Annotated in this window: 24 protein-coding genes and 2 pseudogenes; 16 read left to right on the top strand and 10 right to left on the bottom strand. The window is 70.4% G+C overall.

What is annotated here, in order from left to right; genetic code table 11:
* Positions 1 to 11: 11 nt before the first annotated feature.
* Positions 12 to 368 carry an ArsR/SmtB family transcription factor gene (locus GIS00_RS16630; RefSeq protein WP_322098048.1) on the bottom strand — a complete coding sequence of 119 codons (357 nt, stop codon included), beginning with the start codon at positions 366 to 368 and terminating at the stop codon, positions 12 to 14.
* Positions 369 to 495: 127 nt separating this feature from the next.
* On the opposite strand from GIS00_RS16630, the gene nicT reads away from it, so the two are divergent.
* Entirely contained in the window at positions 496 to 1,575 is a 1,080-nt protein-coding gene (nicT, locus tag GIS00_RS16625; RefSeq protein WP_322098047.1) for a Nickel transporter NicT, read from the top strand.
* Here nicT and GIS00_RS16620 read toward each other — a convergent pair.
* Positions 1,562 to 1,993 carry a PPOX class F420-dependent oxidoreductase gene (locus GIS00_RS16620; protein ID WP_154769542.1) on the bottom strand — a complete coding sequence of 144 codons (432 nt, stop codon included), beginning with the start codon at positions 1,991 to 1,993 and terminating at the stop codon, positions 1,562 to 1,564. The two genes, nicT and GIS00_RS16620, sit on opposite strands and share 14 nt — an antisense overlap.
* A 73-nt stretch (positions 1,994 to 2,066) precedes the next feature.
* Here GIS00_RS16620 and GIS00_RS16615 point away from each other — a divergent pair, with 73 nt between their 5' ends.
* A complete protein-coding gene (locus GIS00_RS16615; protein ID WP_322098046.1) occupies positions 2,067 to 2,360 on the top strand; it encodes a putative quinol monooxygenase in 294 nt (97 codons plus the stop codon).
* A 53-nt stretch (positions 2,361 to 2,413) separates the two neighbouring features.
* Here GIS00_RS16615 and GIS00_RS16610 read toward each other — a convergent pair whose 3' ends face one another.
* Positions 2,414 to 2,791 (bottom strand): VOC family protein, encoded by a 378-nt coding sequence (locus GIS00_RS16610; protein WP_322098045.1) that lies wholly within the window; start codon positions 2,789 to 2,791, stop codon positions 2,414 to 2,416.
* A 63-nt stretch (positions 2,792 to 2,854) separates the two neighbouring features.
* On the opposite strand from GIS00_RS16610, the gene GIS00_RS16605 reads away from it, so the two are divergent.
* Positions 2,855 to 3,616 (top strand): TetR/AcrR family transcriptional regulator, encoded by a 762-nt coding sequence (locus GIS00_RS16605; protein ID WP_322098044.1) that lies wholly within the window; start codon positions 2,855 to 2,857, stop codon positions 3,614 to 3,616.
* Between the two features lie 46 nt (positions 3,617 to 3,662).
* Here GIS00_RS16605 and GIS00_RS16600 read toward each other — a convergent pair whose 3' ends face one another.
* Positions 3,663 to 4,187, bottom strand: coding sequence for a GNAT family N-acetyltransferase (locus tag GIS00_RS16600; protein WP_154769539.1), 525 nt, complete (start codon positions 4,185 to 4,187; stop codon positions 3,663 to 3,665).
* Positions 4,188 to 4,266: 79 nt separating this feature from the next.
* Here GIS00_RS16600 and GIS00_RS16595 point away from each other — a divergent pair, with 79 nt between their 5' ends.
* From GIS00_RS16595 to GIS00_RS16585, 3 genes are all read left to right on the top strand, one after another.
* Positions 4,267 to 5,103, top strand: a complete 837-nt coding sequence (locus GIS00_RS16595; protein ID WP_196073317.1) for an HAD family hydrolase — start codon at positions 4,267 to 4,269, stop codon at positions 5,101 to 5,103.
* A gap of 156 nt (positions 5,104 to 5,259) precedes the next feature.
* Positions 5,260 to 5,454, top strand: coding sequence for a hypothetical protein (locus GIS00_RS16590; protein ID WP_154769537.1), 195 nt, complete (start codon positions 5,260 to 5,262; stop codon positions 5,452 to 5,454).
* 68 nt (positions 5,455 to 5,522) lie between these two features.
* Positions 5,523 to 5,702: a hypothetical protein gene (locus GIS00_RS16585; protein ID WP_154769536.1), complete on the top strand. Its 180-nt coding sequence runs from the start codon at positions 5,523 to 5,525 to the stop codon at positions 5,700 to 5,702.
* 33 nt (positions 5,703 to 5,735) lie between these two features.
* On the opposite strand, the gene GIS00_RS16580 is transcribed toward GIS00_RS16585, so the two are convergent.
* The 3 genes from GIS00_RS16580 to GIS00_RS16570 all read right to left on the bottom strand — a co-directional run bounded on the left by GIS00_RS16580 (position 5,736) and on the right by GIS00_RS16570 (position 9,371).
* A complete protein-coding gene (locus tag GIS00_RS16580; protein ID WP_230313685.1) occupies positions 5,736 to 7,139 on the bottom strand; it encodes an NAD(P)/FAD-dependent oxidoreductase in 1,404 nt (467 codons plus the stop codon).
* 14 nt (positions 7,140 to 7,153) lie between these two features.
* Positions 7,154 to 8,521: an aspartate aminotransferase family protein gene (locus GIS00_RS16575; protein ID WP_154769535.1), complete on the bottom strand. Its 1,368-nt coding sequence runs from the start codon at positions 8,519 to 8,521 to the stop codon at positions 7,154 to 7,156.
* A 322-nt stretch (positions 8,522 to 8,843) separates the two neighbouring features.
* A complete protein-coding gene (locus GIS00_RS16570) occupies positions 8,844 to 9,371 on the bottom strand; it encodes an Lrp/AsnC family transcriptional regulator (RefSeq protein WP_154769534.1) in 528 nt (175 codons plus the stop codon).
* 460 nt (positions 9,372 to 9,831) lie between these two features.
* Here GIS00_RS16570 and GIS00_RS16565 point away from each other — a divergent pair, with 460 nt between their 5' ends.
* The 9 genes and pseudogenes from GIS00_RS16565 to GIS00_RS29400 form a co-directional block, all read left to right on the top strand.
* A complete protein-coding gene (locus tag GIS00_RS16565; RefSeq protein WP_230313684.1) occupies positions 9,832 to 10,956 on the top strand; it encodes a polyamine ABC transporter substrate-binding protein in 1,125 nt (374 codons plus the stop codon).
* Positions 10,957 to 10,960: 4 nt separating this feature from the next.
* Entirely contained in the window at positions 10,961 to 12,127 is a 1,167-nt protein-coding gene (locus GIS00_RS16560) for an ABC transporter ATP-binding protein (protein WP_154769532.1), read from the top strand.
* A complete protein-coding gene (locus GIS00_RS27810) occupies positions 12,124 to 13,065 on the top strand; it encodes an ABC transporter permease (RefSeq protein WP_322098043.1) in 942 nt (313 codons plus the stop codon). The genes GIS00_RS16560 and GIS00_RS27810 overlap by 4 nt, the downstream gene beginning before the upstream one ends.
* On the top strand, positions 13,065 to 13,919 hold the full coding sequence (locus tag GIS00_RS16550) for an ABC transporter permease (protein WP_154769531.1): 855 nt from the start codon (positions 13,065 to 13,067) through the stop codon (positions 13,917 to 13,919). Before GIS00_RS27810 ends, GIS00_RS16550 begins: the two co-directional genes overlap by 1 nt.
* Entirely contained in the window at positions 13,916 to 14,071 is a 156-nt protein-coding gene (locus tag GIS00_RS16545; RefSeq protein WP_154769530.1) for a hypothetical protein, read from the top strand. Before GIS00_RS16550 ends, GIS00_RS16545 begins: the two co-directional genes overlap by 4 nt.
* Complete coding sequence (locus GIS00_RS16540) at positions 14,068 to 15,552, top strand: aminobutyraldehyde dehydrogenase (RefSeq protein ID WP_154769529.1); 1,485 nt, start codon at positions 14,068 to 14,070, stop codon at positions 15,550 to 15,552. Before GIS00_RS16545 ends, GIS00_RS16540 begins: the two co-directional genes overlap by 4 nt.
* A 100-nt stretch (positions 15,553 to 15,652) precedes the next feature.
* Positions 15,653 to 17,083, top strand: coding sequence for an NAD(P)/FAD-dependent oxidoreductase (locus tag GIS00_RS16535; protein WP_154769528.1), 1,431 nt, complete (start codon positions 15,653 to 15,655; stop codon positions 17,081 to 17,083).
* Between the two features lie 181 nt (positions 17,084 to 17,264).
* A pseudogene (gene speB / locus GIS00_RS29405) lies at positions 17,265 to 18,185 on the top strand (agmatinase); the annotation flags it as partial.
* A gap of 102 nt (positions 18,186 to 18,287) precedes the next feature.
* Positions 18,288 to 19,511: pseudogene (locus GIS00_RS29400) on the top strand (saccharopine dehydrogenase C-terminal domain-containing protein); the annotation flags it as partial.
* A gap of 165 nt (positions 19,512 to 19,676) precedes the next feature.
* Here the strand turns inward: GIS00_RS29400 and GIS00_RS16520 are convergent.
* From GIS00_RS16520 to GIS00_RS16510, 3 genes are all read right to left on the bottom strand, one after another.
* Positions 19,677 to 20,306 (bottom strand): DUF1345 domain-containing protein, encoded by a 630-nt coding sequence (locus tag GIS00_RS16520; protein ID WP_154769527.1) that lies wholly within the window; start codon positions 20,304 to 20,306, stop codon positions 19,677 to 19,679.
* A 28-nt stretch (positions 20,307 to 20,334) separates the two neighbouring features.
* Positions 20,335 to 20,490 (bottom strand): hypothetical protein, encoded by a 156-nt coding sequence (locus GIS00_RS16515; protein ID WP_154769526.1) that lies wholly within the window; start codon positions 20,488 to 20,490, stop codon positions 20,335 to 20,337.
* Between the two features lie 66 nt (positions 20,491 to 20,556).
* Positions 20,557 to 21,909 (bottom strand): transaminase, encoded by a 1,353-nt coding sequence (locus GIS00_RS16510; RefSeq protein WP_154769525.1) that lies wholly within the window; start codon positions 21,907 to 21,909, stop codon positions 20,557 to 20,559.
* 161 nt (positions 21,910 to 22,070) lie between these two features.
* On the opposite strand from GIS00_RS16510, the gene GIS00_RS29035 reads away from it, so the two are divergent.
* A complete protein-coding gene (locus GIS00_RS29035; protein ID WP_154769524.1) occupies positions 22,071 to 23,219 on the top strand; it encodes a GGDEF domain-containing protein in 1,149 nt (382 codons plus the stop codon).
* Position 23,220 lies beyond the last annotated feature (1 nt).

Genomic DNA, 23,220 nt, shown 5'->3' with positions numbered 1-23,220 from the left:
CGCAGTCGCCCTCAGTGGTGCGGGTGCAGGTCCGAGTGGCCGGCGCCCACGGTGTGCAGGATCTGGTGGATCTCGTCGTCGACGACCGACCAGCGACGGAAACGTCCGTCGCGATCGGCGTCGACGACGCCGGCCGCCCGCAGTGCGGCCAGCGCGTGGGAGGTGGCGTTGTCCGTCATCCCGACCGCCCCGGCCAGCTCGCCGACGCTGATCCCCGGGGCGCGGTGCAGCGCCAGCAGGATCCGCAGCCGGTTCACGTCGCCGAGCAGGGCGAAACGCTGCGCCCAGAGCCGACTGTCGGCGTCCTCCCGGACTGCGGCGGCCGCCTCCCGTGCGTGCTCCGCGGTGCCGGGCTCGGGTGTGGTCACAGGAGCATCGTGCCAGTCCCCGGCCCTGTGTGTCCGGCAGGTGACGATATCGGCCCATCTGTTCCGATGACCCGCTGCCGGGCCTAGAGTGCGGAGGTCCGTACCCGGATCGACGCCAGGAGCTGCCGTGTCGAGCACTGCCACCGAGTTCCGCCCTGGTGCGATCGTGCGTCGAGCACGCCGGCCGCTGCTGCTGGTCGCCGTGCTGCACGTGATCGCCTTCGGGCTGCTGTTCGCCGTGGTCCTGCCCGGCGGGTACCTGGTCGACGGTCAGGTCTTCGGCATCCTGCTGGCGATGACCGCGTACCTGCTCGGGGTACGGCACGCCTTCGACGCGGACCACATCGCGGCGATCGACAACACGACCCGGAAGCTGGCCGCGGAGGGGAGACCCGCTACCTCCGTCGGGCTCTGGTTCTCGTTGGGGCACTCGACGATCGTGTTCGTGATGGCGATCCTGGTGGCCGCCGGGGCGAGCATCACCACCACGCTGGTGAGCGAGGACTCGACGGCCCACCAGACCCTGGGGGTGATCGGCACCTCGGTGTCCGGGGTGTTCCTGCTGCTGATCGGGCTGATCAACCTGGCGGCGCTGCTCGGCATCGTCCGGGTCTGGCGGGAGGCGCAGCGATCGGGACTGGACGAGGCGGCGCTGGAGCAGGCGCTGGACAGCCGCGGGCTGTTCGCCCGGCTGCTCCGCCCGCTGATGAAGCGGATCACCCGCCCCGGCCAGATGTACCCGGTCGGCGTGCTGTTCGGCCTGGGATTCGACACCGCGACCGAGATCTCGCTGCTGGTGCTGGCCGGTGCCGGTGCGGCGACCGGGCTGCCCTGGTACGCGGTGATGGTGCTGCCGCTGCTCTTCGCGGCCGGCATGTCGCTGGCCGACACCCTCGACGGCGCATTCATGCACGCCGCCTACCACTGGGCGTTCGTCCGGCCGGTGCGGCGGATCTACTACAACCTCACCACCACCGGCCTGTCCGTCGCCGTCGCGCTGATCATCGGTGGCATCGAGGTGGTCTCGGTGCTCAACGAGAAGCTCGGCTGGACCGATCCGGTCACCACCTGGATCTCCGGGATCTCCCTCGACGCCGTCGGTTTCGTGATCGTCGGCCTGTTCGTCCTGGTGTTCGCCGGGTCCTTCGCCTGGTGGCGGTTCGGCAATGTGGAGGAGCGCTGGACGGCGAAGCTCAGCGGAGGCTGATGCTGCGCGAACCGAGGATCTTCTCGATGCGCACCTCGATCACCACCCGCAGCGGGTTGACCCGCGGCACCCGGTACCGGGCGGCGTAGCGTCGTTCCGCTTCGCGCACGGAGTCCGGATCCTCCAGGACGGTTGCCGGCCCGATCAGCGTGAGCCACCGGGCGCCGTCGATCTGGCAGATCGAGGCGGTGCCGGCCCGGCGGACGTTCTGCACCTTCTGGCTCGGCCCGGAGGTGATCACCCACGCCGTCGATCCGGTCACGGTGAAACCCGTGGGCACCGCATGGATCCGGCCGCTGTGCAGCGGTGTGGACAGCGACGCGAGGTGCCGTTCGGTGAGGAACTCCAGAGCGGCGGGGGAGAAACGTGGGTCCGGTGCGGTGTCCTGTGTGGAGTCGGGTGCGGAGGGGATGGCCATCCGCTCATCCTGCACCGCGTTGTTACGCTCCGGTCATCCGGCAACGGTGCCGGGTCCGGAAAGGATGTGCCCTGTGGCCGATCTCGAGGTCGTTGCCGTGCTGACCGCCAAGCCCGGCTCGGAGGCGGTGCTGCGCGACGCGCTGGCCGCGCTGGTCGAGCCCACCCTGGCCGAGGAGGGCTGCCTGGACTACAAGCTGTTCTCCTCGCTGGCCGACCCGACCGTCTTCATCACGACCGAGCGGTGGCGGGCGCAGTCCGACCTCGACGCCCACATGCGCTCCCCGCACATCCGGACGGCGCTCGGCGTCTTCGGTGAGCACCTCGCGGCTCCGCCGGGAATCCACCCGCTGGCCCCGGTCGCCTGACCGGAATCCGGAGCCCGGCGTTCCCGCTGGAACGCCGGACCCGGGATGGCCGCTCAGCCCTTCCAGTCGACCAGCTGGACCACGACGCCGTTGGGGCCCCGGACCTGGAAAGCGCGCTCGCCCCACTCCTCGACGGTGAGCGGCATGGTGATCGCGACACCCTCGGCCTGCAACCGGGCCAGCTCGCCCTCCAGGTCCTCGACGACGAACGCCAGGATGAGGCCGGTGGCGTGCACGTCGCGCTGGTCCGCCGGCATCGTCGGCAGGCCTGTCGCCAGGAAGATCACGTTGATGCCGGCGTCCTCCCTGGTCAGCGAGACGAACCCGGGTGCCGCCATGGCGACGCCGAACCCGAAGTGGTCGGTCAGGAACCTGCCCGACGCCTCCGGATCGGTGACGGTGAGCGAGAGTGCGGTGGACGTGATCTGCACGGGATCTCCTATCTTCGTACGATGTACGGAGATAGGAACGGCGGTGGTCGGCAGAATGTTCCCGTGGCCGATCGCAGCGGCGCCGGGGATCCGGCGCAGACCCTCCGGCTGCTCTGGCGCGCCGGGGCGGAGGGTGCCCGGGGACCACGGCGGAAGCTCGGGGTGGACGACGTGGTGCGGGCCGGCGTCGCGGTGGCGGACGAGCAGGGGACTCCCGGGCTGACGATCCGGAAGGTCGCCGAGCGGCTGGGCACCGGGGCGATGACCGTCTACACCTACGTGCCCGGGCGGGCCGAACTGCTCGACCTGATGATCGATCTGATCGAGCTGGAGATGCCGCGGCCACCGCTCGGGCAACGGCGTGGGGTGGACCGGTTGCGTGCCGTCGCCGACTCGAACCGGGAGATGCTCCGCGCCCATCCGTGGCTCGCGATGGTGCATCCCGGCCGGCCGACCCTCGGCCCCGGGGCCACGGCGAAGTACGACCACGAGCTGGCGGCCTTCGACGGACTCGGTATCGACGACGTGGTCTGTGACGACGTGCTCCAGCAGGTGCTCGCCTTTGTCCGCTCCGCGGTCCGGCTGGAGGTCGCTACGAGCGCGGCCGAGGCCGAGTCCGGCGCCTCCGACGAGCAGTGGTGGGCGGCAGCCGGGCCGTTGCTGGCCGAGGTGCTCGACCCCGACGCCTACCCGCGCGCCGTCCGGATCGGCGCCGCCGCCGGCGCGGCCCGCGGCAGCGCCCTGGCCCCCGACCACTTCTGGACATTCGGCCTCGACACCCTCCTCGCCGGCCTCACCGCGCAGGTGCCGGAGCTGGGTGCCTGACGTTCCCGCTGGAACTGCCGGAACTCCGGCGGGCGGACGACCGGAGTCAGCCCGCCCACTCGGACCGCAGCAGGCCCATCAGGATCTCGTCGACGTACTGCCCGCGGACCCAGGCGCTCTCCCGGCGGCGGCCCTCCTGGACGAAGCCGACGCGGAGGTAGCTGCGGACGGCGGCGGCGTTGTCGGCGAGCACCGAGAGGTGGACGCGGTGCAGGTTGAGGCGGGTGAAGGCGAACTCGACGAGCACCCGCATGGCGTCGGTGCCCAGCCCCCGGCCGCGGGCGCGGGCCAGCAGCGCGATGCCGACCTCGGAGACCCGGGCCAGGTGGTCGACGCCGAAGAGCTCGCACTGCCCGGCCACGAGCCCCTCGGACTCGATGACGAAGACCTGGTCCGCCCCGCGGTCGCGCTGCGCCGTGTCGAACCGCTCGTCGAAGAGTTCCCGGGTCAGCGCCCGCGGCGGTTGGCCGACCCGCTCCTCCCAGGAGTCCAGGTCCGCCGCCAGCTCGTAGAGCGCATCGGCGTCGGCCGCCGCGGGCGGCCGCAGCACCACGTTGTCCCCGGTCAACATGCCGGGAGGGTAGCGCGGTTCACCTCCCCGTCACCCGGCGATGGACGGCCCCGGCCCGGGGCTGCCGCAGAATGGTCGGGTGACCTTCGCACCTCCCGCCGCCCCGTCGAACGCCGGACCCACCACGCCGCCCCGGATGGTGGTCTGCGACATGGACGGCACCCTGCTGGACGAGACCGGCGCACGGGTGAGCAAGCGGAACGCCGACGCGCTGGCCCGGGCCGAGTCCGCCGGCGCCCGCGTCGTCATCGCCACCGGCCGGCCGATCTGGTGGCTGGACCCGGTGATCGAGGCCGGCTTCACCGGCATCGCTGTCTGCATGAACGGCGCGGTGGTCTACGACGTGCAGGCCGGCGAACTGGTGGCGGCCAGCCCGTTGGTGCCGCAGGTGATGCAGGACTTCGTGTCCGCGCTGGAGTTGCGCACCGACCCGCTGGCGCTGGCGGTCGAGCGGCTGGGTACCACGATCCGGTCCTGCTGGGCGGAGGCCCACTACGACCACCCGTGGGAGTTCGGCGAGTTCCAGACCGCCGACCGCGCCGCCCTGCTCGCCGACCCCGCCGCGAAGATGCTGGTGCGTGGAGGCGTGGACAGCCGCACCCTGGCCGAGGCCGCGCACGCCACCGGCAACCCTGACGTCAGCATCACCTGGTCCACCGACGAGGGTCTGCTCGAGATCGCGGCGGCCGGGGTCAGCAAGGGTTCCGCACTGGACCGGTTGGCCGGGGACTGGGGGATCGACCCGGCGGAGGTGGTCGCCTTCGGCGACATGCCCAACGACCTGGAGATGTTGCGTTGGGCCGGGCGAGGGGTAGCGATGGCGGGCGGTCACCCGGACGTGCGGGCCATCGCGACGGAGATCGCACCGGAGCACTATCACGACGGTGTTGCCGCTGTTCTCGAACGGTGGTTCTGACTCCTTCGGTGTGGCCGCCGACAGCGTTCCGTGACGCCGCGCGGCAGCTGACCGGCCACGACAGGGGTAGTGTCTGAGCCGCACCGGGTCAGGGTCGACAGACTCACCTCAGGTGCGCCCAAGCGGTTCCGACGGTGCATGACGGGGGTCATCTGCATGGAGTATCTGCGGCGGTTCGGGATCGCTCCCGTTGATGCCGAGGTCGCCGACGACCCGGCCGGCGATCCGGGCACCGATCTGTCCGCGGACGACCGTCTGTCCGGTAATCGCTGGGGTGAGCTCTTCCGGTCCCGCCGCTCCGAGCACGACCTCACCCGCCGCATCCCGCGCCAGCGCACCGGCAGCAGCTGATTGCACCGTCCGCCGACGGCGGACGCCGCGCCGGGTTCGGCGGACCGGGCCCGGGGAACCGCACCTGCATGACGATCCCGACGCCACCGACCCCGGACACCCCCGGCCCCGATCCGTCCGTGCCGAGCCCGGAGCGCCCGCCGGTCCCGCTGGAGCCACCGCCCGCGGATCCGAGCCCCGGCGGTCCGTTCCCGGATCCGACCGTGCCGGAGCCGGACCCGACGATGCCGCCGCCGCTCGGCGGCTGACTCCGGAATGCAGGCTGACCGGTGGTTCGGTGTTCAGCCGCCGATCAACCGGGAGAACCGGTCGGCCAACGCCGACGGCCGGCCGGTGCGGGCCTCTGCCCGGTCGGCGGCGGACATCACCTGCAGCCCGCCGTTGATGCCGAGGTAGCGCAGCGGTTCCGGCTCCCAACGGCGGGACCGGTGACCGACCCACGGCAGCGTGGTGAGGTCGCTGTCCGCGCCGGTGATGAGGTCGGCCAGCGTCCGTCCGGCCAGGTTGGCCGTGGACACGCCGTCGCCGACATAGCCTCCGGCCCAGGCGAACCCGGTGGAGGCGTCGTACCCGACGCCGGCGTGCCAGTCCCGCGGGATGCCCAGCGGGCCGCCCCAGGCGTGGGTGAACCGCACGCCCTGCAGGACCGGGTACATCTCGAGCAGCGTCCGGCGCAGGTCCGAGAACACCGACGGCACCCGGTCGTAGGGCGTGCGGATGCGGGAGCCGAGGTGGTACGGCGCGCCGCGACCGCCGAACACGATGCGCCCGTCGGCGGTGCGCTGGCCGTAGCAGATCATGTGCCGGTGATCGGTGAAGGTCGGCCGGTCCACCAGCCCGACCGCCGCCAGCACGTCCTCCGGCAGCGGTTCGGTGGCCACCACCAACGAGTAGACCGGGGCGAGATCCCTGCGGTGGCCTGGCAATTCGGCGGTGTACGCCTCGGTGGCCCGGACGACGACCTCGGCCCGCACGGTGCCGTGGTCGGTCACCACGCGGTGCGGCCGGATCTCACGCACCGCCGTCTCCTCGAACAGGTCGGTGCCGTCGGCGGCCACGTGCGCGGCCAGCCCGCGGACCAGGGCGCCGGGATCCAGAGCCGCGCAGTGCGGTGTGAAAGTACCGCCGAGAACGCCTGACATGGAGGTGATGTCGGCGACCGCGGCGGCGTCGAGCAGGCGGAGGTCGTCCTCGCCGTCACCCCACTGGCGGGCGTGCTCGACCTCTGCCCGCGCCCGCTGCAACTGCGCCGGGCTGCGGGCCGGCGCCACGGTCCCGCCCCGGTGGAAGCCGCAGTCGATCCCGAGATCGACGATGCTGCGCCCGACCTCGTCGATCGAGTCCCGCATCGCGGCCTTCATCCGCAGCGCGGAGTCCCGCCCGCCGTACCGGGCGATCTTGTCCCAGGAGGCCGGGAAAAGGTCCGAGCACCAGCCGCCGTTGCGGCCGGACGCGCCGAACCCGGCGATCCGTCGTTCCAGCACCGCGATCCGCAGGCCGGGATCCGCGCGCCGGAGGTGGAACGCGGTCCACAGGCCGGTGTACCCGCCGCCGACGATCGCGACGTCCACGTCGCGATCGCCGGGCAGCGGCGGCCGGGGGTCCAGCGGGTCGTCCAGCCGGTCGAGCCACAGGCTCACCCCGCTGTACGACCCCGGCATCCGTTCCGGCACAGCAGGTCCCATGGGCACAGGAGGGATCAGACCAGCTTCCAGGCCTCGGTGAGCACGTCCCGCAGGATCTGCTCCATCTCGTCGAACTCCGCCTGGCCGCAGATCAGCGGCGGGGCCACCTGGACCACCGGGTCGCCCCGGTCGTCGGCGCGGCAGTACAGCCCGTGCTCGAACAGCGTCGGCGAGACGAACCCGCGGAGGATCCGCTCGGAGTCGCCGGCGTCGAAGGACTCCCGGGTGTTCTTGTCCTTCACCAGCTCGATGCCGTAGAAGTACCCGTCGCCGCGCACGTCGCCGACGATCGGCAGGTCGAGCAGCTTCTCCAGGGTGGACCGGAAGGCGTTCTCGTTGCGGGAGACGTTGCCCAGCAGGTCCTCCCGCTCGAAGATCTCGAGGTTCTTCAGCGCCGCGGCGCAGGACACCGGGTGGCCGCCGAAGGTGTAGCCGTGCGGGAAGATGGTGTCGCCCTTGCCGAACGGCTCGTAGATGCGGTCGGAGATGATCGCCGCGCCGAGCGGGGAGTAGCCGGAGGTGAGACCCTTGGCACTGGTGATGATGTCGGGCTGGTAGCCGTACTTCTCCGCACCGAACATGGTGCCCAGCCGCCCGTAGGCGCAGATCACCTCGTCGGAGACCAGGAGAACGTCGTAGGTGTCGCAGATCTCGCGCAGTCGCTCGAAGTAGCCGGGCGGCGGCGGGAAGCACCCGCCGGCGTTCTGCACCGGCTCCACGAAGACGGCGGCGACGGTGTCCGGGCCTTCCTGCAGGATGGCCTCCTCGACGCGGTCGGCGGCCCAACGGCCGAAGACCTTCTCGTCGTGCGCGACGAACTCCGGCGCCCGGTAGAAGTTGGTGTTCGGCACCCGCGCGGTGCCCGGCACCAGCGGCTCGAAGACCTGCTTGAACGGCGGCACGCCGGTGATCGACAGTGCACCCTGGGTGGTGCCGTGGTAGGCGATCGTCCGCGAGATCACCTTGTGCTTCATCGGTTTCCCGATCAGCTTGAAGTACTGCTTGGCCACCTTCCAGGCGGTCTCCACCGACTCGCCGCCGCCGGAGGAGAAGAAGATCTTGTTCAGGTCGCCCGGGGCCAGCGCGGCCATCCGCTCGGCGAGCTCGATGGCGGCCGGGTGCGCGTGCGCCCACACCGGGAAGAACGCCAGCTTGCCGGCCTGCTCGGCCATCGCCTGGGCGATCTCGGTGCGGCCGTGCCCGGCCTGGACGACGAAGAGGCCGGACAGCGCGTCCATGTACTTCTTGCCGTTGGAGTCCCAGATGTAGGCGCCCTCACCACGTTCGATGACGGGGACCGGATGGTCGTCGAACGTCGACATCCGGGTGAAGTGCATCCAGAGGTGGTCGGTGGCCTTCTTGTCGGCCGTGCCGGCAGTCATCTGCTCGTTCCTTCGTGCTGGTCGGGGCCCTGCGGATCAGGGCGGGAGTCGGAGCCGGACGGTCCGGCGCCGGGAGGTTCGGTGGGGGGCAGGGTGCGATCGGCGGCCGGGCGCGTACCCGGTTCCGGGACGGCCTGCTCGGGTGGTCGGCCCGCGGCCCGGGGTCCCGGCCGCGCGCCGCGGCCGGAGCGACAGGCGAGCCGGTGGGCGCCGGGGACCGCGCAGAGCCGCGGCAGGCCCGGGACGTCGCACCGCGGGCAGGAGTCCGCCCGCAGGCCGACCCGAGTCGGGGCCCCCGCGTGCAGCAGCTTCCGGCAGGTGATCATCGGGTGCCCCAGGTGTAGGTCTGCTTGGCGAGCTTGAGGTAAACGAAGGACTCGGTGGACCGCACCCCGGGGATCGTCCGGATGTGATGGTTGAGCAGGCCCAGCAGGTGGTCGTCGTCCTCGCACACCACCTCGACCAGGATGTCGAAACTGCCCGCGGTGACCACCACGTAGTCGACCTCGTCCATCTCCTTGAGGGTGGCGACGATCGGGTCCAGGTTGCCCTCGGTGCGGATGCCGATCATCGCCTGTCGGGTGAACCCCACCTGGACCGGATCGGTGACCGCCACGATCTGCACCACGCCGGAACCGACGAGCCTGGCCACCCGCTGCCGGACCGCCGCCTCGGACAATCCGACGGCGGCGGCGATGGTGGCGTAGGGACGGCGGCCGTCCTGCTGCAGTTGCTCGATGATCGCCTTCGACACGTCGTCGAGCGACCCGGCCTCACCGTGCCCGCCGTGCCCCTCTGCGCGGACGGCCCGGTGTTCGGCCGTGCGCTGGACCAGGGACTGCCGAGGCATGGCCCCGATCATGGCCCTCCGACCGGGCCGAGGCAAGCGGTCGCAGGCCATCCGGGTGACGGGATCCGTCGTCGAAACAATTCTGGAACACGGAAACGCTTGCCGATGTGTTCCACGGCTGCGATAACCGTGGGAGCGGCCGGGAGTGCTCCCGACCGCCGACGGCACCTGTGCCGACGCCGTTGCCGTTGATCGGTGACGGTCGTGACGCAGGCCGGTCCTTGCTGCGGTGTCCCGCCGGTGTCAGGATCGGCCGGTCCGGGACGAGGTCTGGCCCGCGCCGATGGCACCGACACTGCACCGACATGCACCGAGAGCACCAAACCGTTCGCGCACGATCGCCGGGAGGCCACTTGTGACAGGTCCGCATCCCCTGCTCGGTCCTTCAGGTGCGGGCCCGCGGAGGCTCCCGCGGGGCATCTCCCGGCGTTCGCTGTTCCGCGGTGCCGGGGCCGCGGGCATGTCCGCGCTGCTGGCGGCGTGCAGCATCCCGGGCATCGGGGTCAGCGGGTACCAGCCGGTGACCGACACCTCGGCCACCGACATGACGCTGAACTGGGCGAACTGGCCGTTCTACATCGACACCCCGGACGAGGAGGCGGCGGCCGAGGGCGAGGCGGAGCCGACCACGCTGGAGAAGTTCCAGGACGAGACCGGCATCACCGTCACCTACACCGAGGACGTCAACGACAACGACAGCTACTTCGCCAAGATCCAGCCACAGCTCACCGGCGGACAGGCGATCGCGGCGGACGTCTTCGTGGTCACCGACTGGATGGTCGCCAAGCTGATCCGGCTCGGCTTCGTCGTCGAGCTCGACCACTCGAAGATCCCCAACTTCGCCAACATGCGGGAGGACCTCACCCAGGTCTCGTACGACCCGGGCCGCAAGTACTCGATGACCTGGCAGTCCGGCCTCGGCGGCATCGCGGTGAACCCCGCCGCCACCGGCGGCCGCGAGATCACGTCCATGGACCAGCTGCTCACCGATCCCGCGCTGCGCGGCAAGGTCACCCTGCTCACCGAGATGCGGGACACCGTCGGCCTGGTGCTGCTGGACATGGGTTTCGACCCCGCCAACTTCACCGACAGCCAGTTCGACCAGGCGATCGGCAAACTGCAGGACGCGGTCGACTCCGGGCAGATCCGCCGGTTCACCGGCAACGACTACGGCGCCGACCTGGTGCAGGGCAACGTCGCCGCGTGCGTCGGCTGGACCGGTGACGTGGTCAGCCTGCAGGCCGACAACCCGGACCTGCAGTTCATCATCCCGGACGCGGGCTGCACGCTCTGGAGCGACAACTTCGTGGTGCCGGTGCGCAGCCCGCACAAGGAGAACGCCGAGAAGTTGATCAACTTCTACTACCAGCCGGAGATCGCCGCGCAGGCCGAGGCCTGGATCAACTACATCTCCCCGGTGGACGGGACCGCGGAGGCGATGGAGGAGATCGACCCGGACATCCTGGAGGATCCGCTGGTCTTCCCGACCGAGGAGGACCTGGCGAAGGCCCATGTGTTCATGGGCCTGTCCGAGGAGCAGGAGAACCGATGCAATCGTGCCTTTGCCAAGCTGACGGGAGCCTGATCGGATGAGCACCATCTCGAGCGAGGGACGGACCACCACCGGTACCTCACCGTCGGACTCCGGCGGTCTGCAGATCCGCGGTCTGCACAAGCACTACGGCAACTTCCGCGCCGTGGACGGCATCGACCTCGACGTGCCCGAGGGGCGTTTCTACGCACTGCTGGGCCCGTCCGGGTGCGGCAAGACCACCACGTTGCGGATGGTCGCCGGGCTCGAGGAGCCCTCGGCCGGCCAGATCCTCATCGGCGGTGAGGACATCGCCCACAAGCGCCCGTACCAGCGGCCGGTCAACACCGTGTTCCAGAGCTACGCGCTCTTCCCGCACATGACGATCTTCGAGAACATCGCGTTCGGCCTGCGCCGGCGCAAGGAGTCCGACATCGACCGGCGGGTCAACGAGATGCTCGAGCTGGTGGAGATGCAGCACCTGGCCAAGCGCCGGCCCACCCAGCTCTCCGGCGGCCAGCAGCAGCGCATCGCGGTGGTCCGGGCGCTGGTCAACAAGCCCAAGGTGCTGCTGCTCGACGAGCCGCTCGGCGCCCTGGATCTCAAGCTGCGCCGGCAGATGCAGCTGGAGCTCAAGCGGATCCAGACCGAGGTCGGCATCACCTTCATCCACGTCACGCACGACCAGGAGGAGGCCATGACCATGGCCGACACCATCGCCGTGCTGAACAAGGGCAAGGTCGAGCAGATGGGCGCGCCGGTCGACCTCTACGAGAACCCGCGCACCGCTTTCGTCGCCGGCTTCCTCGGCCAGACGAACCTGCTGTCGGTGAACGTGATCTCGCGCGACGCGGACGTGGTGAAGGTCGACTTCCACGGGGTCCAGCTGGCGATGCCGGCCAAGCGGATGGCGGCCAGCGGGGTGTCGGTCGAGGCCGGCGTGCGGCCGGAGAAGATCCAGATCGCGGCGCTGGGCCAGGCGCCGGCCGGGATGAACGCGGTGGACGGCGAGATCATCGACGCCTCCTTCATCGGCGTCTCCACCCAGTACGTCGTCCGGGCGCTGGCCGATGCCGAGGAGGAGATCGCGGTCTTCTCGCAGAACTCTGCGACGGAACTGCACCGGGTGGGCGAGAAGGTCAGCGTGTACTGGCATCCCGAGCACACCTTCGGTCTGCACGAGGGCGCGTGGAAGGAAGCCGAAGCGGCCGAGGTGGCCTCGTGACCGCCGCGGCACCGCTGGCCGCCTCGGAACCGCAGGAGCCGCAGACCCCGCTGCCCGACCGGGCGACCCCGGTCTCGAAGAAGCTGACACCGTACTTCCTGCTGCTGCCCGGCGGTCTCGCGCTGATCGTCTTCTTCGTGCTGCCGATCCTGTCGCTGGTGAACTCCTCGCTCACCAGCGGCGGCCTGGAGGAGGGCTACACCTTCACCTGGTCCTTCTCGAACTACTGGGACGTCTGGACCGAGTACTGGCCGCAGTTCCTGCGGTCCTTCGTCTACGCCGGTCTGGCCACGATCCTGACGATCCTGATCGCCTACCCGCTGGCCTACACGATCGCCTTCAAGGTGAGCAGCAAGGTCCGGCCGTTCCTGCTGGTGCTGATCATCGCGCCGTTCCTCACCAGTTTCCTGATCCGGACCCTGGCCTGGACCACGATCCTGGCCGACGAGGGTGCCTTCACCTCGTTCCTGCGCGGCATCGGCTTCCTGAGCATCACCGACCTGATCGGGCTGACCAACGACCAGCGCATCCTGGCCACGCCGCTCGCGGTGATCATGGGTCTGACCTACAACTTCCTGCCCTTCATGACGCTGCCGCTGTACGCGTCGCTGGAGAAGCAGGACCGCAACCTGCTGCAGGCGGCCGGCGACCTCTACGCCAGCTCGTGGACCTCGTTCTGGAAGATCACCTGGCCGCTGTCGCTGCCGGGTGTGGTGTCCGGGACGCTGCTCACCTTCATCCCCGCGGCCGGTGACTACGTCAACGCCACCTTTCTCGGGTCGATGCGGGAATCCATGTCGGGCAACGTGATCGACGCGCTGTTCCTGCGGGTCCGTGACTACAGCCACGCGGCCGCGCTGTCCATCTCGCTGATGGTGGCGATCGTGGTGCTGGTCATCTACTACGTCCGGCGCGCCGGCACGGAGGAACTGGTCTGATGGCAACCCTCACCAAGCCGCCGACCGCGACCCCGCCGGCGCCCACCACCGCCCGCCCGCCGTCCGGCGCCGGCCGGTGGATCCGCGACCACCTGGTGACCTTCTTCGGGATCCTGGCGCTCATCTACATGTTCGTGCCGATCGCCGTCGTCATCGTGTTCTCGTTCAACGACCCGGCCGGCGACTTCAACTACACCTGGGCCGGTTTCACCCTCGACCACTGGGGCAACGTCTGCGGCATCGAGGGCCTGTGCGACTCGCTGCTGCTCAGCATCAAGATCGCCGTGCTGTCGACCATCGCCGCGACGATCCTCGGGACGCTCGCCGCCTTCGGCCTGGTGCGCCACGAGTTCCGCGGCAAGGCACTGGCCAACGTGCTGATCTTCGTGCCGATGGCCACCCCCGAGGTCGTCGCCGGCTCGTCGCTGCTGGTGCTGTTCGTCAACATGGGCATCCCGCTCGGCCAGACCACCATCTGGATCGCGCACACCATGTTCTGCTTCAGCTTCGTCGTGGTGACCGTCAAGGCGCGGCTGGTCGGCCTGGACCCGAGACTCGAGCAGGCGGCCCAGGACCTCTACGCCAACCGCTGGCAGACGTTCTGGCGCATCACCTTCCCGCTGATCGTCCCCGGCATCGCCGGCGCCGCGATGCTGTCGTTCGCGCTGTCCTTCGACGACTTCATCATCACCAACTTCAATTCCGGCTCCGAGGTCACCTTCCCGATGTTCGTCTGGGGCGCCTCGCGCAAGGCGATCCCGCCGGAGATCAACGTCGTCGGCACGGCCATGCTGGTCATCGCGCTGCTCTTCACCGTCGCCGGCCGGATGATCACCGCCCGGAGGAACCGGTGAACGGTGGCACCATCTCCATCGTCGCCGGACTGGTGATCATCGCGATCGCCCCGTTCGCGGCGCGGCGCTTCCAGGAGATCTGGGGCCGCCGGCAGGAGGAGCAGGACAAGCGGGACGAGTTCCGCCGCAAGCCCGATCGGGGATCACGATGACCGCGACCGTCCCGGTCACCGGGCTGCCCGTGGGTGGGTCCGGCGAGCGCTTCGAGATCCTGGACCCGACCACCGGCGGTGTGGTCGCCGACTACCCGCTCGCCACGGCGGCCGACGTGGACGCGGCCGTCGCCCGGTCGAAGGCCGCCTTCCGGTCCTGGTCCCGCACCACCCCGGCCGAGCGCTCGGAGCTGCTGCTCGGCCTGGCGGGCGAGATGCGGTCCCGGGAAGCCGAACTCGCCACCGTGGAGTCGGCGCAGACCGGCAAGCCGGCCAAGCTGGCCACCGGCTTCGACGTGCCCGGCACCATCGACAACACCTCGTTCTTCGCCGGCGCCGCACGGGTGCTGGAGGGTGCGGCGACCGGCGAGTACTCGGCGGACCACACCTCGTCGATCCGGCGGGAGCCGATCGGTGTCGTCGGCTCGATCGCCCCGTGGAACTACCCGCTGCAGATGGCGGCCTGGAAGATCCTGCCGGCGGTGGCCGCGGGTAACACCATCGTGCTCAAGCCGGCCGAGATCACCCCGCTCACCGCGGTGCTGATGGCCGAGTGCGCCACTGCCGCAGGCTTTCCCGCGGACGTGATCCAGGTGCTGGCCGGCACCGGCGCCGACGCCGGGCAGACGTTGGTGTCGCACCCGGACGTCGCGATGGTGTCCTTCACCGGCTCGACGGTGGTGGGGCGCGGCGTGATGGCCGCCTGCTCGGCACGCGCGGCCCGGGTGCACCTGGAACTCGGCGGCAAGGCACCGTTCGTGGTGTTCGCCGACGCCGACCTCGAGGCCGCCGTGCACGGCGCGGTGGCCGGGTCGCTGATCAACACCGGCCAGGACTGCACCGCGGCGACCCGTGCCTACGTGCACGTCTCGCTGCTGGAGGAGTTCGTGGCCGGCGTCGCCGACCTGTACGGCTCGATCGTGCTCGGATCCCCGGACGACCCGGCGACCGACCTGGGTCCGCTGTCCTCGGCCCGGCACCGGGACAAGGTGGCCGGGATGGTGGCGGCGGCGGGATCCCGTGGCGCCCGGATCATCGCGCCGGGTGCGCTGCCCGATGGGGAGCTGGCCGGCGGGTTCTGGCACCGGCCGACCCTGATCACCGACGTGGCCCAGGGCGACCCGATCGTGCAGGACGAGGTCTTCGGACCGGTGCTGACCGTCATCGGCTTCGACACCGTCGACGAGGGACTGGATCTCGCCAACGACAGCCCGTACGGACTGGCCGCCTCGGCCTGGACCACGAACGTGCACACCGCCCTGCGGGCGTCCGCGGAGCTGCGGGCCGGTACGGTCTGGCTCAACGACCACATCCCGATCTGGTCGGAGATGCCGCACGGCGGCTACGGCGCCAGCGGCTTCGGCAAGGACATGTCGGTCTACTCGCTGCAGGAGTACACCCAGATCAAGCACGTCGCGATGGACCGCACCGGCATCGGCCGGAAGTCCTGGCACCGCACCGTGTTCGGCGTCCCCGACTGACGGTTCCGTCCCGGACGTCCCGCACCTGTGAGCGATACCTCCCGGTGGCCGGACGTCCCCACGAGCCGTCCTCCCGTCCGCCCCTGGAAAGGCACTCCTCATGTCCCCGCTGTCGCCCGGCGGTCGTTCTCGGGCCCGCTCCATCCGCACCTCCCTCGCCGACGCCGAGCCGCTCTGCTGGTGGCTGGACGACGTCGACGCCCCCGACCCGCAGGAACCGCTGACCGGCAGTGCCCGCACCGATCTCGCCGTCGTCGGCGGTGGCTACTCCGGACTCTGGACGGCGTTGCTGGCCAAGCAGGAGGACCCGTCCCGCGAGGTGGTGCTGCTCGAGGGGAAGACCATCGGCTGGGCCGCGTCCGGCCGCAACGGCGGATTCTGCTCCGCCTCGCTCACCCACGGCCAGGCCAACGGCATGGACTGGTACCCGGAGGACATGCCGCGGCTGGAACGACTCGGCCGGGCCAACCTGGCCGGCATCGTGAAGACCATCGAGGACTTCGCGATCGACTGCAAGCTGGAGCGCACCGGTGAGCTGCGGGTGGCCACCGAGAGCTACCAGATCGGCGACCTGGCCGCCGACTACGAACGGATGCTCGACTTCGGTGACGACGCCGAACTTCTCGACACCGACGCCACCCGCGCCCAGGTGAACTCGCCGACCTACCTCGGCGCCGTGTGGGGCAAGGACAAGACTGTGCTCGTCGACCCGGCCCGACTGGTCTGGGGACTGGCCGAGGCGTGCCGGTCGCTCGGCGTCCGGATCCACGAGAACACCCCGGTCACCTCGATGGTCCGGGACGGCCGGGACATGCTGCTGACCACCCCGCACGGCGAGCTGCGTGCGGACCGGGTGGCGTTGGGCACCAACGCCTTCCCCTCGCTGCTCAAGCGGGTGCGGCCGTACGTGATCCCGGTCTACGACTACGCGATGGCCACCGAGCCGCTGTCCGAGGCGCAGCTGAAGACGATCGGCTGGGGCAACCGACAGGGCGTCGGCGACGCCGGGAACCTGTTCCACTACTACCGTCTCACCGAGGACAACTGCATCCTCTGGGGCGGCTACGACGCGATCTACCACTACGGCAACCGGATCGACCCGTCGCTGGACCAGCGTCCGGAGACCTTCCGGCTGCTGGCCGACCACTTCTTCCAGACCTTCCCGCAGCTGGAGGGGCTGCGGTTCACCCACACCTGGGGCGGGGTGATCGACACCTGCTCCCGGTTCTTCCCGTTCTTCGGCACCGGCCACGGCGGCCGGGTCACCTACGCGGTCGGCTACACCGGACTCGGCGTCGGCTCCACCCGGTTCGGCGCCCAGGTCATGCTCGACCTGCTGTCCGGCGAGCGCACCGAGCTCACCAGCCTGTCCACGATCCGCGGCAAGCCGGTGCCGTTCCCGCCGGAGCCGCTGCGCTCCGGCGTGGTCAACCTGACCCGCTGGTCGGTGGCCCGGGCGGACGCCCGGGCCGGGCACCGCAACCTCTGGCTCCGCGCCCTCGACCGCTTCGGCCTCGGCTTCGACAGCTGAGTCGTTGCGCCCCGCTGCCGGTTCGTTGCGGACCGGTTGCCGATCCGGTGCGAACCGCCGGTGACACTTGCCCGAACGCGAGGGGACCGGGGAAGCTGAGGAGGTCGACCGCTGCCACCGGTCGACGCGGCCCGACGACACAACCCCAGGGCCGAGGACGAACAAGAGAGTGAACACTCCCATGGCGCGCTACGGCGCAATGTACGGCCCCGATGTCACGTTCACCGGTGTGCCCCGCTGCGATCTGTCCGATCCCGTCTCCTACGCCGACGCCACCTGCGTGATCGTCGGCGCCCCGTACGACGCGGGGACCTCCTACCGGGCCGGCGCCCGGATGGGCCCGATGGCGATCCGGGTCTGCGACTACTCGGAGCACACCGGGTCCCGCCCGCACCTGTCGCTGCGGGTCGACCCGCTCGGCGATCTCGGCGTGGTGGACGCCGGTGACGTCGAGATGGCGCCGACCGAGACCATCCGCTCGCTGCAGAGCCTGCAGCGGGTCATCGAGCAGCTGGCCGGCGCCGGCAAGATCCCGGTGATCCTCGGCGGCGACCACACCATCGCGATGGCCGACATCACCGGCCTGGCCGAGGTCTACGGCTACGGCCGGATCTCGGTCATCCACTTCGACGCGCACGCCGACACCGGCGACATCCAGTTCGGATCCCTGTACGGGCACGGACTCCCGATGCGCCGGGTGATCGAGTCCGGCGCCGTGCCCGGGCACAAGTTCTTCCAGGTCGGGCTGCGCGGCTACTGGCCGGAGCCGCCGGAGCTGGCCTGGATGGCCGACCAGGGCATGCGCGGCTACGAGATGGCGGAGATCCGCCGCCGCGGCCTCGACGAGGTCATCGCCGAGGTGATCGCGAAGGCCTGCGAGGACGTCGACGGCGTCTTCCTCTCGGTCGACATCGACGTGGTGGACCCGGGTATGGCGCCGGGCACCGGCACCCCGGAGCCCGGCGGGCTGACCGCGCGCGAGCTGCTGGACGCCGTCCGGGCGATCGGCCGGGACACCCCGCTGGTCGGCATGGAGATCGTCGAGGTGGCTCCGCCGTACGACCATGCCGACGTCACCGCCCTGCTCGGCAACCGCGTGGTGCTGGAGACATTGGGCGGGATCGCCCGCCGGCGAGCCGATCTCGCCGCCGGTACCCGGTGGGACGAGTCGACCCCGGTGCTCGCCGGCCGGTCGGCGAAGCCCGTGCGCTCCGCGGAGGGCAAGCTCCGGGTGCTGCTGGTCGGCGCCGGCGGTGTCGGCTCCGCCGTGGTCGCCACGGCGGCCCGCCGGGAGTACATCGAGGCGTTGGTGGTCGCCGACTACGACCTCGGCCGCGCCCGGCAGGCGGTCGAGATGTCCGGCGACGGACGCTTTCTCGCCGCCCAGGTCGATGCCACCGACGTGGAGGCGGTGGCGAACCTGCTGGAGATGCACCGCTGCGACGTGCTGCTCAACGCCACCGACCCGCGGTTCGTCATGCCGCTGTTCACCGCAGCACTGCGGGCGAGGTCGCACTACCTGGACATGGCGATGTCGCTGTCGCACCCGCACCCCAGCGACCCGTACAACGTGCCCGGCGTGATGCTCGGGGACGAGCAGTTCGCGCTGGACGGCGAGTGGCAGGCCGCGGGCCGGATCGCCCTGGTGGGCATGGGTGTCGAGCCCGGGCTGGCCGACGTGTTCGCCCGTTACGCCGCGGACCACCTGTTCTCCCGGATCGACGAGATCGGTGTCCGGGACGGTGGCAACCTCGAGGTCGAGGGCTACGACTTCGCGCCGACCTTCTCCATCTGGACCACCATCGAGGAGTGCCTGAACCCGCCGATCGTCTACGAGAAGGCGCGCGGCCACTTCACCACGGCCCCGTTCTCCGAGCCGGAGGTGTTCGACTTCCCGGAGGGCATCGGGCCGATCGAGTGCGTGAACGTCGAGCACGAGGAGGTGCTGCTGGTCCCCCGCTGGCTCGACGTCGGCCGGGTCACCTTCAAGTACGGACTCGGCCAGGAGTTCATCGAGATGCTGAAGCTGCAGCGCAAACTCGGCATCGACTCGGCCGAGCCGATGCAGGTCGGCAGCGTCACCGTCTCGCCGCGCGACGTCATCGCCGCGCTGCTGCCCGACCCGGCCACGCTCGGCGACAAGATGCACGGCAAGACCTGCGCCGGCACCTGGGTCCGCGGGCTCGGCAAGGACGGCCGGCCGCGCGAGGTGTACCTGTACCACGTGGTCGACAACCGGTGGTCGATGCGCGAGTACAACTCCCAGGCGGTGGTCTGGCAGACCGCGGTCTGCCCGGTCATCGCCATGGAATTGATCGCGAAGGGCATCTGGTCCGGCGCGGGCGTGCTCGGGCCCGAGGCGTTCGACGCCGTGCCGTTCCTGGAGCTGCTCGGTGAGTACGGCACCCCGTGGGCGCTGCGCGAGCAGGGTGCGGACGCGATCGAGGGCGGCGGCACGGCCCTGGTGGACGGACCGGCCGCGCTGCAGAGCCTGCAGGAGGCGACCCTCGCCGGTCCGGTCGACCGTCCGGTGCGAGGGCAACTGGCGGCGAAGAGCCCGACCGCCGGGGCCCACGAGAGATCCCTGTAGCAGTCAGGTCCCGCGCAGCACGGTGATCGCGAAGGCGACCACGGCCGCGTTGTAGAAGAAGCTCAGGATCGACTGGGTCATCACGTGCCAGCGCATCGGCGTGCTGGTGACCTGCACGTCGGAGGTGGAGAAGGTCGCCCCGATCCCGAAGGCGAAGTAGAGCAGGTCGACCGGGGTCGGGGTGATCGCCTTCCCGTCGTCGTCGACCGGGAAGCGCAGCCCACCCCCGTGCCGGGTGAGCAGCTGGGCGTAGCGGCGGGCGTAGCCGGAGTGCAGCAACAGCCAGGAGAACACCATGGTGATGCCGCCGAAGAAGTTGATCGCGGCGTCGAGGTCGGTGTCCTGGTCGGACCACGCGATGTGCAGTCCGACGGTCAGTCCGACCATGCTGGTGATGAGAGCGAATGGGAAGGCCAGCCGCAGCCGGTGGGCGTGCGCCTGCAGTGCCACCGACCGGTGCCGGGTGGACCGCAGCACCAGCCCGCCGACCAGGATGTAGGCGAAGGCCAGCAGCATCCACCACAGCAGGAACTCGAGGAGCTGGTCGTCCTCCTCCCAGACGACGACCAGCACCCCGAGCACGATCAGGGCGGTCTCGACCAGCCGGCCGAGGACGTTCAGTGCTATCCGCACCGGACGCCCACGGCCGAGCGGGATGAGGTCAGACGCGCGACTTGCCGCGCCGGAAGGCGCCGGCGATCAGGCCCGCGACGAAGATGATCGCGGCGATCACGAACGCCCACCAGGCCAGCTTCGCGATGAAGCCGACCCCGAACAGGACGATGGCCAGGATGATGAGGACGATGGCGAGCAACATGTCCCGTTGATGCCCGATTCTTCTCCCTGCGAAACTTCCCGCAGGTCCGGGACTTCTGTAGAGGAATCATGCGAACAGCTCCTGCATCATCGGGCCGAACATCTCCGTATGGGCGTCGACGTCCGCCCCCGTCGTGGCCGGGCACATCAGCGCCATGTTGTGGAACGGGGTGAGCAGGAAGCCCCGGTTCAGCGCGTACAGGTGCACGTACTGCTGCAGCTCGAAGTCGTCGGACGCGGCGGCTTCGGCGCCGTTGCGCGGCAGGTCCCGCGAGAAGCCGTACTCCGCGCGGCAGCCCAGCCGGGTCACGTGCCAGGGCGCCCCGACCTCGTCGATCGCCGCCTGCACCCCTGCGGTCCAGCGGACCGCGAGGTCGGTCATCCGCCCGAAGGCGTCGTCGGTGAGCACCTCCCGCAGGGTGGCCGCCATGGCGGCGCTGGAGAGCGGGTTGCCGGCGAGGGTGCCGCCGATCCCGCCGACGTCGATGTCCTCCAGCCGGACCAGGCGCTCGATGCGGGCGGCCACCTCCGCGCTCAGACCGAAGGCCGCGCACGGGATCCCGCCGCCGATCGATTTGCCGACCACCAGGACGTCGGGCTCCAGGCCCTCGGCCGCGGTGCTCCCGCCCGGACCGGCGCACAGCGTGTGCGTCTCGTCGATGATCAGCAGCGTCCCGTACTTCCGGGTCAGCTCGCGCACGCCGGCCAGGTAGCCGGGATCCGGCAGCACGATGCCGATGTTGGTCAGCGCCGGCTCCATCAGCACCGCGGCGATCTCGCCGGTGGCCAGCGCGGTCTCCAGCCCGGCCAGGTCGTTGAACTCCACCACGACCGTGGTCACCCCGACCGGGACGGCCGGCCCGATACTGGACGGCCGGTCGATTGTCGCCCCGGAACCGTCCAGCACGGCGAAGGTCTCGTCGACCGAGCCGTGGTAGCACCAGTCGTGCACGACCACCTTGCCCCGGCCGGTCAGTGCCCGGGCGTAACGCAGTGCGTGCCGGTTGGCGTCGGTGGCGGTGAGGGTGAACTGCCAGCTCGGCAGCCCGAAGTGCCGGGCGAGTTCGGCCGAGACGTCCAGAGCGGCGGCCGACGGCAGCATCGTGGTGATGCCGCGGTCGAGCTGGGCCCGGACCGCGGCCATCGTCGCCGCAGGGGAGTGTCCGGCCATCGCCCCGGTGTCGCCCAGGCAGAGATCGACGTAGGAGTTGCCGTCGACGTCGGTGAAGTGCGCGCCGGACGCCGACTCGACGTAGACCGGATGCGCGCCGGGCCACTTGACCATCCAGGACATCGGGACCCCGCCGAGCAGATGTGTGGCCGATCGGGACAATTCACCCGACCGGACGTGGGTGGCGAGGAACCGGGCATCCTCCCGTCGGGTCAGCTGTCGGAGTCGATCGCGGTCCAGGGCGCCCATGATCGATGATTTTGTACCAGGAACAGCGGTTCCGGCCAGAGCCCGGAACTGCGGTGGGAAGACGGAGCGTGGCGAGCCGTCACGCTGAGGTGACAAAGAACGCTCAATCGATTCGATCGTGGGCACTGGATTTTCCGGCTTCACGCATTAGTGTGATGACCGTGTCCGCACCGGTCAAACCCACCCGATCGGCGGTATGGCGTCAGGAGACATCGGTCCACGGCCTGCCGCAGGTGATCCTGGGTTCCCTCGTACCCTCCGGCGACACGAAACGGCAGGAGCCCGGCGCCTGGAAGGTGCTCGGCCTGCTGCACACGCTGAGCGGGCTGATCGGCGTGATCAACGGTCTCGTCCCCGGATCCGTGCGGACCGACGGGTTCCGCTGGGTCTACATCGCCTGCGTGGCCGCCTCGTTCGTGATCGCCGGGCTGATGTTCGTGCGCCGCCGGGCCGGCCACCTGATGGTGCTGGTGATCATCAACCTGAGCTTCGTGCTCTACATCTTCATCTCGATCTCCTCGAGCCAGCCGCGGATCTCCGCCTCGCCGCTGCTGATGATGTTCCCGATCCTGGCCGCGGCCTGGTACCTGAAGGGGACCGCGCTGGTGCCGCCGGTGGTGCTGGTGACGCTCGGCATCTGGCTGGCCATCCGGGGCCAGGACCTCTCGCCGGTGCAGACGGTCATCCAGGTCGGTGTGCGGGTCGGGATCCTGGTCACGGTCATGCTGGTGATCGCCTTCCTGGTCCGGCGCATCCGCGGACTGCTCGAGGTGGCCAGCCAGCACGCGCAGATCGATCCGCTCACCGCGCTGTACAACCGGCGCGGGATGCTGGACCGGGCACCGGCGCTGTTCGCAGGCGCCGCGATGACCGGCGACCGGGTCGCCGCCATCCTGCTCGACCTCGATCACTTCAAGAAGGTCAACGACAACCACGGCCACGACGTCGGCGACGCCGTGCTCCGCCGGGTGGCGGCCACCCTGTCCACCCGGACCCGCCGCACCGACCTGATCATCCGCACCGGCGGCGAGGAGCTGCTGGTGCTCGCACCGGTGCGCACCGTGCGGCAGGCGGCGGAGGGCGCCGAGCGCCTGCGGCAGGAGATCGTCACCAGCTGCGCCCGGCAGTTCCCTGAGCTGGCGGTCACCGTCTCCGCCGGGGTGTCGAGCATGGAGGCGCGGATCCTCGTCGACCCGGAGGCGGAGCTCGGCGAGCTCGTCCGCGAGGCGGACCAGGCGCTCTACCTGGCCAAGACAGGTGGCCGCAACCAGGTCCGCGAGTTCGCCGGCTCCGCCGCCGGTGCGGCCTGAC

This window comes from Nakamurella alba (genome assembly GCF_009707545.1).
GTDB lineage: Bacteria > Actinomycetota > Actinomycetes > Mycobacteriales > Nakamurellaceae > Nakamurella > Nakamurella alba.
This window is presented reverse-complemented; position numbering and strand designations above follow the sequence as displayed.

Bases quoted from the DNA above. Each gene is read 5' to 3' on its own strand.
- GIS00_RS16620 (WP_154769542.1), bottom strand. From the start codon at position 1,993: ATGGCCATCCCCTCCGCACCCGACTCCACACAGGACACCGCACCGGAC.
- GIS00_RS16600 (WP_154769539.1), bottom strand. From the start codon at position 4,187: ATGTTGACCGGGGACAACGTGGTGCTGCGGCCGCCCGCGGCGGCCGAC.
- GIS00_RS16590 (WP_154769537.1), top strand. From the start codon at position 5,260: ATGGAGTATCTGCGGCGGTTCGGGATCGCTCCCGTTGATGCCGAGGTC.
- GIS00_RS16585 (WP_154769536.1), top strand. From the start codon at position 5,523: ATGACGATCCCGACGCCACCGACCCCGGACACCCCCGGCCCCGATCCG.
- GIS00_RS16580 (WP_230313685.1), bottom strand. From the start codon at position 7,139: ATGGGACCTGCTGTGCCGGAACGGATGCCGGGGTCGTACAGCGGGGTG.
- GIS00_RS16575 (WP_154769535.1), bottom strand. From the start codon at position 8,521: ATGACTGCCGGCACGGCCGACAAGAAGGCCACCGACCACCTCTGGATG.
- GIS00_RS16570 (WP_154769534.1), bottom strand. From the start codon at position 9,371: ATGCCTCGGCAGTCCCTGGTCCAGCGCACGGCCGAACACCGGGCCGTC.
- GIS00_RS16565 (WP_230313684.1), top strand. From the start codon at position 9,832: ATGTCCGCGCTGCTGGCGGCGTGCAGCATCCCGGGCATCGGGGTCAGC.
- GIS00_RS16560 (WP_154769532.1), top strand. From the start codon at position 10,961: ATGAGCACCATCTCGAGCGAGGGACGGACCACCACCGGTACCTCACCG.
- GIS00_RS16550 (WP_154769531.1), top strand. From the start codon at position 13,065: ATGGCAACCCTCACCAAGCCGCCGACCGCGACCCCGCCGGCGCCCACC.
- GIS00_RS16540 (WP_154769529.1), top strand. From the start codon at position 14,068: ATGACCGCGACCGTCCCGGTCACCGGGCTGCCCGTGGGTGGGTCCGGC.
- GIS00_RS16535 (WP_154769528.1), top strand. From the start codon at position 15,653: ATGTCCCCGCTGTCGCCCGGCGGTCGTTCTCGGGCCCGCTCCATCCGC.
- GIS00_RS16515 (WP_154769526.1), bottom strand. From the start codon at position 20,490: ATGTTGCTCGCCATCGTCCTCATCATCCTGGCCATCGTCCTGTTCGGG.
- GIS00_RS16510 (WP_154769525.1), bottom strand. From the start codon at position 21,909: ATGGGCGCCCTGGACCGCGATCGACTCCGACAGCTGACCCGACGGGAG.